A 13,074-nucleotide genomic window follows, 5' to 3' on the forward strand; every position below is an offset into this window, starting at 1 on the left:
TCGGTATGAAGATGGTCCTTCCGAGATCAACTTCATAGAGGTTCTGCGCCTGATGAGTATTGCATACGAGGCGGTCCTGGACGTGTCTGAGGACAGTGCCCGCTTCCTGTCCGCGCTGCTGCATGCCGAGCGGGGTGCGCCGGGGTACCCGTAAGGGAACCCGTGCGCTGGGGACGTACAAGCAGGCGGCGCTGGTGTTGCGGTGGTTCCTCGACGACACCCACATCCCCCCAGCATGTGACTCGGTAATTCAACGCCACAAAATCGTACCCCATTTTGTCCGCGGATTGTCGTCGTCTGTGCGGGCTTACGTGGTGCTGTGCTAAATAGCGACAAACGCGCTGCTGAGGAGCGTCTTGTCGTCGATTTCAGGGTTGATGTCCCTTGATGATGTTTCGTGAAGGTTACACGCGAGTGGAGTCGCTATCGAGGTGGAAAGTATGGGGACGAGTGACAGGTCCGCGACGCTCGGTGATAAGTGTTCCACTTTCGTTCCTCGATGTGTTAGTGCAACTAATTATGGGACGGACTTGGATCCGGATTGTCGAGCCTGTGTGAGACCGGAACGACACCGTGCGACATGGTCGCCGATGGAGGCGAATCGTGTCGGTATCCTCGTGGGCTGGATCCTGTGCCGTGGCGACGACGAAGTCGGCCCTTCCGGGCCTCGCCGGTCGAACAGTTGTCGTGTAAGAGCCCTCAGGAGCGCCGGCCGGGCCGGGCGGCGCCGGCGGCGTCGAAGTCGAGACGGGCTTGCTCGACCTTGGCCAGGTTCGACGACATCCACTGGGCCAGGGTGGAGAACAACGGCGCGAGACTTCGCCCCAGTTCGGTGATCTCGTACTCCACGCGCGGAGGCACCTCGGGGTGGTAGGTGCGCCGCACGAGGCCGTCACGCTCCATCTGCTTGAGCCGCTGCGTGAGCACCTTCGGTGTGATGGTGCCGATATGGCGTTGCAGCTGGACGAACCGCAGCAGGCCGAACTCGTTCAGGGTCCAGAGGATCGGCGTGGTCCAGCGGCTGAAGACGATGTCGACCACCGAACTGATAGGGCACGCCTGCTCCGCGTCGGTGTGCGTCGACATGGCCTCGATGACAGGTTCGCTCACTTCCAACCTCCCCAGCTCATTACTTTCCTCTAGGTACCTACTATACCCGCGATGCTAGCGTCTTCTTATCGCAGCGACGACAACGTACGGAAGGCTCACTGGCCGCCCGTGCTTCCCGCCGGCACCCGGGTCGGGCGGGAGCGTCGATCGATCATGCCCACCTTGATCACTGCCACCTGAGTGGCCACTTTTACCTGGGAGTCAAAGCCGCATGTCTACCTCAGAGTCGACAGCAAGACCGTCGAGGCCGGGAGCGTCGAACACGGCGGTCAGCCGCCCTGGACTTGTTCTGACGTTCCTGTGTATCGCCGGGTTCATGACATTCCTCGACGTGTCGATCGTCAACGTGTCCCTGCCGACGATCGAACGCGAACTCCACATCACCGAGACGTTCCTGCAGTACGTCGTCACCACCTACGGAACGGTGCTCGGTGGGTTCCTCCTCCTTGGTGGACGGCTCGCCGACAGGTTCGGCCGTCGTCGCATGCTCCAGGCCGGTCTGGTCGTGTTCGCCCTGGCATCGCTGGCGGCGGGTGTGTCCCAGGGGCCGCTGATGCTGATCGTCGCGCGAGGCGCGCAGGGCCTCGGCTCGGCCCTCATCGCCCCGGCGGCGCTGAGTCTGCTGACCAGCACCTTCGCCGAAGGCCCCGCGCGCACCAAGGCACTCGGTGTGTGGGGTGGTATCAGCGGTGTGGCATCCGTCGCCGGCGTCATCCTCGGCGGTCTGCTCACCGAAGGCCCCGGCTGGCGCTGGATCTTCTTCATCAACGTGCCCATCGGCGTGGCCGCCGCGGTACTGGCGCCGCTCATCGTGCCCGAGAGCAGGGACACCGCCCAGCGCGGCAAGTTCGACACCGCGGGTGCCGTCGTGCTCACCGCCGGCCTCGTGCTGCTGATCTACACCTTGGGTCAGACCATCAGCTGGGGCTGGGCGTCGGGTAAGACCATCGGCTGTCTCGCTGCCGTCGTCGTTCTGCTGTTCAGCTTCGTGATGATCGAGCGCCGGACCAGCGCACCGCTGATCCCGCTGGCCATCTTCAAGCTCCGGACGATGCGCACCGCGAACATCACCGCTGTGTTCATGCTCGGCACGCTGGTCACGCTGTTCTTCTTCGCCAGCCTGTACATGCAGCAGGTGCTGGACTACTCACCGATCAAGACGGGTCTCGCGTACGTGCCGATCGCCCTCATCATCTCCGTCGGCGCCGGTGTCTCGCAGGGGCTGGTCAGCAAGGTGGCGGCTAAGCCGGTGCTTCTCGTCGGTCTCGCTCTCGCCGCGATCGGCATGCTGCTGCTGGCCCGGATGCCCGTCCACGCCAGCTACCCGGTGGACATCCTGCCCGCGTTCTTGATCAGCGGGCTGGGGCTGGGGCTGGCGTTCGTCCCGATCCAGGTCGCGGCGTTCGGCGGGGTCCGCAAGGAGGACTCCGGGCTGGCCGCGGGCCTGATCAACACCAGCCAGGAGGCGGGTGGCGCACTGGGCGTGGCCGTGGTCGCGACCATCGTGTTCAGCCGGGTTCCGGCGCTGACGAAAGCGGCGGGCACCGATCCAGTCCGTATCTTGGCGGCACGGGCCAGCGTGTTCCAGGAGGCGTTCCTGGTCGGAGCCGGGTTCGCCGTGGTCGGTCTGCTGATGGCGCTGATGCTGCCCATGTTGCGGGCGTCCGAGCACCACACGGCACCGATTGCCTAGCGCGGTGGCTCAGGCGATGGCGCCGCTCCTCTCACAGTCCACTCAGGACTTTCTCACGGAGAACGCGCTCTGCACACTGACAACGTGCCGACCCGACGGCTCTTTCCACGTGGCTCCGGTTCGCTTCACCTGGGATCGCGACGCCGGGCTGGTACGGGTCATGACGGTGGGTTCGCGCCGCAAGGCACGCAACATCAGCGAGCGCCCGGGTGCCAGGGCCACGGCCTGTCAACTCGTCGGCTATCGCTGGGTCACACTGGAGGGGCCTGCGACGGTCTCTGCCGAGCCGGCTCGGGTGGCTGAGGGGGCGCGCAGGTACACCGAGCGCTACCAGTCGCCGCCACCCGACCTGCTCGGGCTGGTCGTGATCGAAATTCAGGTGGACCGGGTGCTCGGCCAGCACTGACCCGGCGCCGCCTCCATAGGCACCGTTCCGAGGCGGTGCCGTGATTCCCTCGTGTCGTCACCGTCCCCCATCCGGTGGTGACACGAGGGAATTGCCATTTCCGCGCCGTTCGGTGCAACCCGGGGGCGGCATGACCGGCGTCATCACCTTTGAAACACGCCTCACGAGTCCTTCAGCTTGCGCCAGCCGCCTGCCCGGTTGTTGGCGATGATTTGCCGAAACATGGCGGTCAGGGCCGGTGCGTTGATGGGTTCGCCTTCGCGGAAGGACACGGTCCGGGCGGTCTTGTTGCCGTGCCCGGCGGTGATGATCCCCGCCGGGTCGGGCACGATCGCGCCGTCGTAGAGGAACACGTTGACATGGTCCTTGGCCGCCAGCAGGGCGCAGACGTTGCCCTGTAGCACGAAATACGGCTGGACCGTGCGCTTGATCGACTCGACGACCTCGTCGTCGGCGGCGTGGACCAGCTCCCGGACCTCGTGGCAGATGGCCTGCTGCCAGTCGGGCAGGACGTCGATGTAGGCGTCGACGCGGGGATCGGCGGTGTAGGTCATGGTGAGCCTCCTTCGGTCTTACCCGGTAGGTAGAAGCCGTTCGCCTGATTTCGACATCCGTCAGTCAGGCGGCACGAGCGCGGCCCGCTGCCGGGCGGCGCGGACGGCCGCGGACAGGTGGGCGATGTCGTAGGCGCCGCGGTGGCGCCTGCCGTTGATGAAGAACGTCGGCGTGCCGGAAACCCCGCTCAGATCGGCGGAATCCACGTCCAAGGCCACGCGCGCTGCGCCCTGGTGGCGTTGCAGGTGCCGCCCGAAGGATTCGATGTCCAGCCCGAGTTCCCCGGCGTAGCGGAACAGATCCGGCGTGCGCAGGTCGTCTTGGTGGGCGAGGAGGAGGTCGTGCATCTCCCAGAAAGCGTCCTGTTCGGCCGCGGCCTCGGCGGCTTCGGCGGCGAGCTGGGCCTGCGGGTGGACGTCGGTCAGCGGCAGGTGACGCCAGATGTACCGGACATCGCCGAAGTCGGCGAGCAGGGCGCGCAGGACGGACTCGGCGCGCCCGCAGTAGGGGCATTCGAAGTCGCCGTACTCGACGACCGTGATCGGCGCGTCCATCGGGCCGCGCACCTTGTCCTGCTCCGCATCCACCGGCACGGTCAGGTCGATGAGCAGTTCGGTGGTCCCGAGCAGCGCCCGTGTGCGTCGCCGCTTGGGCAGCAGCCAGATCACCCCGGTGACCGCGCTGGTGACGGCGAAGGCGCAGACCAGCGCGCTGAGGATGCCGATCTTCGCCTCGTCCAGCCGGTCCCCGGTGAAAGCGAGCGTCGCGATCAGCAGCGACACCGTGAAGCCGACGCCGGCGATGGTGCCGCCGGCCGCCGTCGCACCCCAGCCCACCGGCGGCCGGAGCCGTCCGCGGCTGAAGTGGCCGGCCAGCCACGACGAACCCAGGATGGCGATCGGTTTGCCCAGCACCAGCCCACACAGGATGCCGAGGGTGACCGGCGAGGTGAAGGCCCGTGACAGCTCGTCGCCGGTGATCCGGATGCCGGAGTTGACGAACGCGAACAGCGGCACGATCACATAGCTGCTCCACGGGTGGTACATCCGCTGCAGCCGGTCGTTGGGGGAGATCGCCGAGGCGAGCCCGCGGCGCGCGGACCGCTCGAGCTCCGGGGTCGGCTGCTCGCGGAAAAGCCGGAAGACGCTGCTCGCGCGCTCGAGGTCGCTGCGGGCGGCCGGGTAGGCGGGCGTGAGCAGGCCCATCGCGAGACCGGAGACGACGGGATCGATCCCCGACTCCAGCAACGCCGTCCACATACCGGCCGCGAGCAGCACGTACAGCGCGCCGCGTCGCACACCACCGGCCCGGACGGCCACGGTCACCCCGAGGATCCCGACGGCCACCAGCAGCGCCGGCAGCTCGACGTGCTCGCTGTAGGCCACCGCGATCACGACCAGCGCGACGAAGTCGTCGACGACGGCGACGGACAGGATGAACGCGCGCAGCCCGGTCGGCAGCCGCGAGCCGAGCAGGGCGAGCATGCCCAGCGCGAACGCGGTGTCGGTGGACATCGCGGCACCCCAGCCGTGGGTCGTGCCGTGGCCGGCGTTGAACGCGAGGTAGATCGCGACGGGGACGATCATGCCGCTGGTCCCGGCGAGCAGGGGGAGCAGGACGCGGCGCCGCTCACGCAGCTCGCCCATGTCGAACTCGCGGCGCGCCTCCAGGCCGACGACGAAGAAGAAGACCGTCATCAGTCCGCTGTTGACCCAGTCCCGCAACTCCAGCGACACCCCATGGGCGCCGAGCCGCACCGAAAGCTGGGTGTTCCAGAAACCCTCGTACGACGCCTGGTCGATGTTGGCCCACGCGAGCGCGGCGAGGACGCCCACGAGCAGTACCGCCGCGCTGCCCGTCTCGGTACGCAGGAACAGCCGCCACGGCGTCCGGATTTCGCGTACGCGCTCGGTCTGGGCGGTGTAGCCGGAATCCGCCGGGGGTTCGGTCACCGCGGGCCTCCTGCCAGGTCGGGGCGGGCTGCTGCAGTCTTCCCGCTGCCGGCCCCCGAGGCCACCCGGGGCGCTCGTGCCGGTCTGGTAAATATGATCACTCAGGGGAGATCTACGCCGGGGGGCACTTGATGACCGAGAGCACTGCGTGACCGAGGCCCGGCGCGGCTGACGTGCTCTAGCCTGTGGGAGTGTCCTCTTCGGCGTGGAAGGAGTCCGGTATGGCGGTGCCCGACGGGACCGGGTTACCGGAGTTCTGCCGCGGTCTGTGCGATGACGCGGCGGTGTTCCCGCCCGGTCTGGCCCCGCTGCCCGACGCCGTGTCGCACCACCTGCGGTATCGCGGCTCGCCGTTCGCGGAGCTGGTCGGCCCGTTGATCCTGCCCGTGTCCGCGCTCGGCGAACTCTCCGGGCACCTGGAGTCTGGGCACCTCGACCCTGTGCACCTGAACTCTCGGCACCTGGAGTCTGGGCACCTGGATGTCACGATCACCGCCCCAGCCGGGCCGGCGACGTTGCCCGCGGCGTTCGCCGCGGCAGGGGAGCTGCTGGTGACACTGCACGGCGTGGAAGTGGCCATGCCGAGCGAGATGAGCCCAGCTGAGTTCTTCACGACTCTCGAAAGCGCGTGCGCCGGCCGGGAACCCGAAACCGTGTTCGTCGAGATCCCCCGTGACGACCGCCGCCCCGAGTCCATCGCGCACTGCGCCCGCGGTGGTTACCGCGCCAAGTTCCGCACCGGCGGGGTCAAAGCCGAGCTGTATCCCGACGAAACCGAACTTGCCTCGGCGATCCGTGCGGTCGTCGACGCGGGCGTGCCGTTCAAGGCGACTGCCGGGCTGCACCACGCGATCCGCAACACCGATCCGGAGACCGGCTTCGAGCAGCACGGTTTCCTGAACCTGTTGCTCGCGACCGAAGCCGCCGCCGCGGGTGCCGGAGCCGACCAGGTGTGGGCGCTGCTCGCCGAGCGCGACCCCGACGTCATCGCCGCCGGTGTGTCCGCTGTGGACGGTCCGGCGGTCCGCGGCCTGTTCCGCTCCTTCGGCACTTGCAGTGTCCTCGAACCGTTGGCCGAGCTGATCGAGCTCGGTCTTGTCCCGTCCACGATGCTGGGAGCAGCTGAATGACCAAGGTCGACATCCCCGAGGATTCGTTGTACGGGCTTGCCAACCTTCCCTACGGCGTCTTCTCGACGCCCGGCACCGAGCCCCGGGTCGGCACGCGGGTCGCCGATTCCGTCATCGACCTCGGTGTGCTGCTCGGCGACGACGTGTTCACCCGGCCGACGCTGAACGCGTTCATGAGCCGCGGCCACGAAGACTGGGTCGCGACCCGGCGCCGGATCACCGAGCTCGTCTCCGGCGACGTGCCTGCCGAGGCCGTCCACGAGGTGGCGGACGTGACGATGCACCTGCCGATCGAGGTCGCCGACTACGTCGACTTCTACGCGTCGGAGCACCACGCCACCAACCTCGGCCGGCTCTTCCGGCCGGACTCCGAGCCGCTGATGCCGAACTGGAAGCACCTTCCCGTCGGCTACCACGGCCGAGCCGGGACGGTCGTGGTGTCGGGCACGGACATCGTGCGCCCGTGCGGGCAGCGCAAGGCCCCCGCCGAGCCGGCGCCGACGTTCGGCGAGTGCCGGCGGCTCGACATCGAGGCCGAACTGGGGTTCATCGTCGGCACCGGCTCCGAGCTGGGTTCGGCGGTGCCGATCGAGGAGTTCGAGCGGCGGGTGTTCGGGGCGGTGCTGGTCAACGACTGGTCCGCACGCGACATCCAGGCGTGGGAGTACGTCCCGCTCGGCCCGTTCCTCGGCAAGAGCTTCGCGACGTCGATTTCGCCGTGGGTCGTACCGCTCCTGGCGCTGACCGCGGCGCGCGTCGCCACCCCGATACAGGATCCCGAGCCGCTGCCGTACCTGCGAGAGCATGAACCTTGGGGATTGGACGTCGACCTGTCGGTCGCGTGGAACGGCCACGAGGTCACCCGCCCGCCGTACCGCGAGATGTACTGGTCACCAGCCCAGATGCTGGCGCATCTGACCGTCAACGGCGCGGTGTCCCGCACCGGCGACCTCTACGCTTCGGGCACGATTTCGGGGCCGGACAAGAACCAGCGCGGCGCGTTCATCGAGCTGACCTGGGGCGGCGCGGAGCCGGTCGACGTCGGTGGTGAGCAACGCTCCTTCCTGCTCGACGGCGACGAGGTCGCCATCACGGCCACCGCGCCCGGCACCGACGGCACGCGGATCGGGTTCGGCTCGGTGACCGGCCGGGTCCTGCCTGCCACCGAAGCGCAGCGCTGATCTCACAGCGTGCTGATCTCACAGTGCTGATCTCGAAACGCTGATCTGGAAGGGGTTTGATCGTCAATGGAGTTCCAGGACGTGGTGCGTCGTCGCCGGATGGTGCGGGAGTTCACCGATGAGGACGTGTCCGAGGAGAGCCTGCAGCGGATCCTGCGGAACGCGCGGCGCGGGCCGTCCGCCGGGTTTTCGCAGGGGCAGGAGTTCCTGGTTCTCCGCGGGCCCGACCTCGCGCGGTTCTGGGCGCTGCCGGACCTCTGGGCGGCAGACGGGGTGACCAAGGCCCCGCTGGTCATCGTGCCTTTCGCCAACAAGGACACCTACCTGAACCGCTATGCCGAGCAGGACAAGGGCTGGACCGACCGCGACGAAGCTCGGTGGCCCGTGCCGTTCTGGTACATCGACAGGGGCATGGCGGCGCTGTTGATCCTGCAAACCGTCGTCGATGAAGGGCTCGGCGCGCTGTACTTCGGGATCGCGCCCGAGGGCGTCGGGAAGTTCCGGCGGGAGTTCGGCATTCCCGACTCTTTCGACCCGATCGGCCCCATCGCGATCGGCCACAGCGCGGAGGACAAGCCGGCCTCTTACAGCTCGGCGATCACCAGGCGGCGCCGTTCCGTCGAAGAGGTTGTCCACTATGGACAGTGGGGCTGAGGATGTGACCGCCGAAGCTGACGGTGGCCGCCCGGAGCGGGCAGGCTACCGGCGGTCGGCGGGTTCGAAGCGCGGCGCCGGGAACTGCTCGAGAGCGTCACGGACGACCTCGCGGTCAACGGCCTGGTCGACTTCTCGCTGCGCCGTGCCGCGCGGGCGGCCGGTACGACGCACAAGGTGCTGCTCTACCACTTCGACGGTGCCGACGACCTGCTCACGCAAGCCGTCATCGCGCTGCGCGACCGGCGGATCGACAACGCGCCGGCCGCCGTCGACGAAGGGCCGCACGAGCAGACGCTGGCGGCCAGGGTGCGCGCGATTTGGCCCATCCTCGTGGGCAAACGACCTATACGGCCCGGCTCAGGACAGCTCGAGGTCACCGAGGGACTCGATGAGCTCCAGGTTCGCCGAGTAGTCGACCGGGCAGGCGATGACCGAGACGGTGTCCGCGGCGAGGGCCGTCCGCAGGGTCGGCAGGAGCTCGTCCGCGGCGCCGATCCGGTAGCCGGTCGCGCCGAAGCTCTCGGCGTAGGCGACGAAGTCCGGGTTGCTGAACGTCGTGTCGACGTTGTGCCCGATCTCGAGGTCCATCTTCCAGCTGATCAGACCGTATGCGTCGTCGACCCAGATCAGGATGACCATCGCCACGCCGATCCGTAGCGCGGTCTCGATCTCCTGGGAGTTCATCAGGAACGCGCCGTCGCCGGTGGCGACGAGGACCTTCGCGTCGGGCCGGGCGATCTTCGCGCCGATGGCACCGGGCACGGTCCAGGCCATAGTGGACAGTCCGTTGGAGATCAGGCAGGTGTTCGGCTCGTAGGTCGGGTACAGCCGCGCCATCCACATCTTCAGCGCGCCGGTGTCGACCAGCACGATGTCCTCGCGGCCGAGCGCGGAGCGGGTGTCGGCGACGATCCGCGCCGGAGCCAGCGGGAAGCGATCGTCCGCACGGCCTCGGGCGAGCTCGTCGGTGAGGAGCTCGCGGATCCGTTCGTCGCCGCCGGTGGTGGTGGGGCGCTCGCCCACGGCTGCGGCGAGGACGTCGAGGCTGCGGTTGATGTCGGAGTGCAGCCCGACGGCGACGTCGTAGTGCGCGTCGACCTCGGCGGGGAAGCGGTGGATGTGGATGATCCTGGTCTCGCCGGCCGGGTTGATCCGGACGGGGTCGAACTCCTGCAGTTCGTAGCCCACAGCGACGATGACGTCGGCGCGGTCGAAGCCGAAGTTGACGTAGTCGTGGCGCATGAACCCGACCGCGCCCAACGCGAGCGGGTGGTCGTCGGGGAACACGCCCTTGCCGTGGAAGGTGGTCGCCACGGGCACGCCGAGTGCCTCGGCGAAGCGGCGCAGCGCGTGCCCGGCGCCGGCGCGAGCGGCACCGTGTCCGGCGAGCACGACGGGGTTGCGGGCAGTGCGGAGCAGGGCGGCCGCACGCTCGATCTGCCCCGGCGACGGCTCTTCGGGGCGCGGCACGTTGACCGCCAGCGGCGTGAGAGCGGGGGAGACCTGGGCCTTTTCGACGTCCTCGGGCACGGCGAGGTAGACGGCGCCGGGCCGCTCGGTCTGGGCGAGCTTGAACGCCTTCCGGACCATCTCCGGCACCGCGCCGGGGGTCGCGACGAGCTCGGACCACTTGGTGACCGGCGCGAACATCGCCGGCAGGTCCACGCCCTGGTGGGACTCCTTGAAACTGCGGTTCATACCGACCTGCGCGGACAGCGCGAGCAGTGGCGTCGAGTTCGTCGTCGCGTCGGCCACGCCCAGCAGCAGGTTGATCGCGCCGGGTCCCAGTGTCGCGGAACACACTCCGGCCTTGCCGGTGAGCCGGCCGTAGGTCTCGGCCATGAACGAGGCGCCCTGCTCGTGCCGCGTCAGTACGTACTGGATCGACGACTGGGAGATCGCGTCCACCAGCCGGATGTTTTCTTCGCCCGGGATGCCGAAAATGTGGGTCACACCCTCGTTCTCCAGGCACTGGACGATCAGCTCGGCCGCGGTTCGTGAGTCGTTCACGTCCTCGACCATAGCCGCAAGTTCAGGCGGGCACCTGACGACGGCCAGACCGTAGGAACTGCGTAAGGCTGCGGCTGAGAACCAAGCAGGCGTCATTCCACGACCAGTCGATGGATCTCCGCCGCCACCGCGCGCATTCCGGCAGCGTTCGGGTGGAACGACGCCCCCGTCGAGCCGAATGGCGACGGTTGAAGGCCGAGAACCCAGGGGTCCGCCGATCCCAGCGCATGGTCGGCGCTGAGCTCTGACGCTCGAACCAACTCCGCACCCGTTGTCGCGGCAGCGTTGCCGAAGGCCAGGGCGAGCTGCTTGGCGAGGTCCCGAAAGGCGGCGACTTCGACAGGGCCGAATGGGGTTTCCGAGGTGAAGGCCGTCTGGTCGCCCATGACGGTCAGGTAGTCGACAAGGAGGATGCGCGCCTGCGGTGCGCGCGCACGCACCGACTCGACAACCCGCGCCAGCCCCGACGCCGCACCTTTGACATCAGCGGGCCCGATCTCCGGAAGCCCCTTCCTGCCGACGACATCCCCGATGATACGACTCCAGCGCCGCGCACGAAGTCGATTCGCCCAAGCGAGCCGGAGCATCGAGCCGATGTACGAGAGGTCGTTGCCCCCGGCCGTGATGGTGACGAGGTCCGCGTCCGCAGGCAACCCCTCCAGCTGCGGACGGAACTTCCGCCAGAGCAGCCGCTGTTCTTTGTCCACGATTGTCTCGGTCGTGGCACCGGAGACAGTGAGATCCGTGAGTTCCGCGTTCAGCGCCTCGGCGAGCACATGCGCGTAGTTGCGCCCCGAGCGCATAGCACGAGAATCGACTATCGGGGCTATCCCGGGACCGGCCGCGAACGAGCTTCCGAGTGCAGCCAGGTGACGATACTTCGACATGCCAAAAGCCTTCCATGTCAAGAAGGCGGGAACAACATGAAACGTATGGCTCGTGGCGCTGGGCTTCCGTCGACTGAAGCAAGGACGGGGGCGGCGAGGGACTGTGGTGCGGATCCGCGCGCCGCATCCGTGACGTCATGGGCGTTCGCAACTCGACGGTGAGTTGCTGTTGTGACGGCACCGCAACGAAGGTTCAGGCGGACCGTAGTGCTCGGCTCCCGTCTACTGAAGCAAGGACCAGGGCGGCGAGGGATTCGTGGCCGGGCCCGAGGGCCGCTCCTGCCACGCGATGGTGCTGCCGGTGCCGATGTGATCGCTGAGACTGCTGGGCCCGGTTCCATTCGTACCCGCCGTCCCCCGATTCAGTAGTGCTGCGGGGGTTCGCAAGTCGACGGCGAGTTGCTGTTGTGCCGGGAATGCAGTCAGGGCTCGTTAGTGTCGCGGCCGGGTGGTCCGGTCGCGGCACTCACGAGCCCTGGGGTCGGTTTTCTGTTACACGTGAAGGGTGTTACGCCTGGGTCTTCGAAGCGGATCGAGATAAGCGGGCGGGATGAAGTCCGGTCTCCCGTCACCGCCCATTCGTACTTCCCAACCACCACAATGTATTAATCGGTGGTGCCGTTCACATAGGAGGGTCAGGTTGTCCAGGTCGGTTGGCCCGCCGAGGATCCAGAAAATAATGTGGTGACCCTCGGTGTGTTTTGCGTGTTTGTTGCAACCGGGAAAGGCGCATCCGCGGTCTCTCATGACGAGTCTTCGCCGTTGCCCTGTGGTGATGATTCTCTTGGACCGCCCCAGATCCATCTGCTCGCTCTCGGTCCCGAGAACAGCGGGGATGATCTTGCAGTCGCAGGCGAGCATGCGGGCTTCGGCGGCGGTGATGATGCCACCGTAGTCGAGCATCGCGGTCCCGATCCCGGACTTCAACGTTTCGTAGTCCACGGTAATCGCCACATGGACACGGTCACCACCGTGAGTCGGGATCTCGTCCACGGTCATCGCGAGCCGGACCAGGTCGACGAGGGCGTCGGCGTGGCGTTCCCATTGACTGCGGGTGTCGCGGCCTTCCTCTTTCGTCGAGTGCGGCTTCGCCAACGGATCCAACGCGGCCCGCAACTGCGCGTAGGCCACGTTGTCGAGCTTGCCTTTGAGTGTGGCGGTGCCGTCGCGGTGTTCCTGGAACGACAGCTCCCGCTCCGGTCTCTCCGGCGGGTCCTTCGGCTCCGGCCCGTCCGGGTCGAGGGTGTCGAGGATCCGGTCACCGGCTTTCTTCACCTCGACCGGGGACGCGTTAACGGCGAGGTTGACGAGGATCTTCTCCGCCGCCGTCCGGTCTTCGTCCGACACGGTCGCGGGGATGGCCGTCATCGTTTTCACGATGACGTCCACATGCGCGGGGGTGAGGGCACCGGCCAGTGCGGCGAGCCCGGTCAGGGGTGCGACACCGGGGATCTCTGTCCCGTCGATGGTGTACAAGGAGTTGGTGCCGCGGG

General features: G+C 67.7%; 12 protein-coding genes and 1 pseudogene. 6 read left to right on the plus strand and 7 right to left on the minus strand.

The annotated features are described in order from the left end of the window. Positions 1-52 precede the first annotated feature (52 nt). A pseudogene (locus JWQ81_RS15010) lies at positions 53-209 on the plus strand (IS5/IS1182 family transposase); the annotation flags it as partial. Positions 210-699: 490 nt separating this feature from the next. On the opposite strand, the gene JWQ81_RS15015 reads toward JWQ81_RS15010, so the two are convergent. Next, positions 700-1,086 (minus strand): helix-turn-helix domain-containing protein, encoded by a 387-nt coding sequence (locus JWQ81_RS15015; RefSeq protein WP_297541845.1) that lies wholly within the window; start codon positions 1,084-1,086, stop codon positions 700-702. Between the two features lie 235 nt (positions 1,087-1,321). Here JWQ81_RS15015 and JWQ81_RS15020 point away from each other — a divergent pair, with 235 nt between their 5' ends. Together JWQ81_RS15020 and JWQ81_RS15025 are read left to right on the plus strand one after the other, a co-directional pair. After that, entirely contained in the window at positions 1,322-2,803 is a 1,482-nt protein-coding gene (locus JWQ81_RS15020) for an MFS transporter (RefSeq protein WP_297541826.1), read from the plus strand. Between the two features lie 4 nt (positions 2,804-2,807). Continuing rightward, positions 2,808-3,209, plus strand: a complete 402-nt coding sequence (locus tag JWQ81_RS15025) for a pyridoxamine 5'-phosphate oxidase family protein (RefSeq protein WP_297541828.1) — start codon at positions 2,808-2,810, stop codon at positions 3,207-3,209. A gap of 161 nt (positions 3,210-3,370) precedes the next feature. Here the strand turns inward: JWQ81_RS15025 and JWQ81_RS15030 are convergent, their stop codons facing one another. Continuing rightward, positions 3,371-3,763, minus strand: a complete 393-nt coding sequence (locus tag JWQ81_RS15030; RefSeq protein WP_297541830.1) for a DUF1801 domain-containing protein — start codon at positions 3,761-3,763, stop codon at positions 3,371-3,373. A 60-nt stretch (positions 3,764-3,823) separates the two neighbouring features. Further along, positions 3,824-5,716: a Na+/H+ antiporter NhaA gene (gene nhaA, locus JWQ81_RS15035; RefSeq protein ID WP_297541832.1), complete on the minus strand. Its 1,893-nt coding sequence runs from the start codon at positions 5,714-5,716 to the stop codon at positions 3,824-3,826. A 221-nt stretch (positions 5,717-5,937) separates the two neighbouring features. Here nhaA and JWQ81_RS15040 point away from each other — a divergent pair, with 221 nt between their 5' ends. From JWQ81_RS15040 to JWQ81_RS15050, 3 genes are all read left to right on the plus strand, one after another. Next, the gene (locus tag JWQ81_RS15040) at positions 5,938-6,846 is read left to right on the plus strand and encodes a hypothetical protein (protein ID WP_297541834.1); all 909 of its coding nucleotides are present in this window, start codon (positions 5,938-5,940) and stop codon (positions 6,844-6,846) included. Beyond that, complete coding sequence (gene fahA / locus JWQ81_RS15045) at positions 6,843-8,027, plus strand: fumarylacetoacetase (protein ID WP_297541836.1); 1,185 nt, start codon at positions 6,843-6,845, stop codon at positions 8,025-8,027. Before JWQ81_RS15040 ends, fahA begins: the two co-directional genes overlap by 4 nt. 66 nt (positions 8,028-8,093) lie before the next feature. Beyond that, a complete protein-coding gene (locus JWQ81_RS15050) occupies positions 8,094-8,681 on the plus strand; it encodes a nitroreductase family protein (protein WP_297541838.1) in 588 nt (195 codons plus the stop codon). A gap of 45 nt (positions 8,682-8,726) precedes the next feature. On the opposite strand, the gene JWQ81_RS15055 is transcribed toward JWQ81_RS15050, so the two are convergent. The 4 genes from JWQ81_RS15055 to JWQ81_RS15070 all read right to left on the minus strand — a co-directional run. Beyond that, positions 8,727-8,969: a hypothetical protein gene (locus JWQ81_RS15055; protein ID WP_297541840.1), complete on the minus strand. Its 243-nt coding sequence runs from the start codon at positions 8,967-8,969 to the stop codon at positions 8,727-8,729. Between the two features lie 72 nt (positions 8,970-9,041). Beyond that, a complete protein-coding gene (locus JWQ81_RS15060) occupies positions 9,042-10,694 on the minus strand; it encodes an acetolactate synthase large subunit (RefSeq protein WP_297541842.1) in 1,653 nt (550 codons plus the stop codon). A gap of 92 nt (positions 10,695-10,786) precedes the next feature. Next, positions 10,787-11,581, minus strand: a complete 795-nt coding sequence (locus JWQ81_RS15065) for an SGNH/GDSL hydrolase family protein (protein ID WP_297541847.1) — start codon at positions 11,579-11,581, stop codon at positions 10,787-10,789. 492 nt (positions 11,582-12,073) lie between these two features. Next, positions 12,074-13,074, minus strand: a 1,001-nt coding sequence (locus JWQ81_RS15070) for an HNH endonuclease signature motif containing protein (protein WP_297541844.1), incomplete at its 5' end; no start/stop codon positions are given.

It is taken from the genome of Amycolatopsis sp. (genome assembly GCF_025464955.1).
In the GTDB taxonomy this organism is placed as follows: Bacteria; Actinomycetota; Actinomycetes; order Mycobacteriales; family Pseudonocardiaceae; genus Amycolatopsis.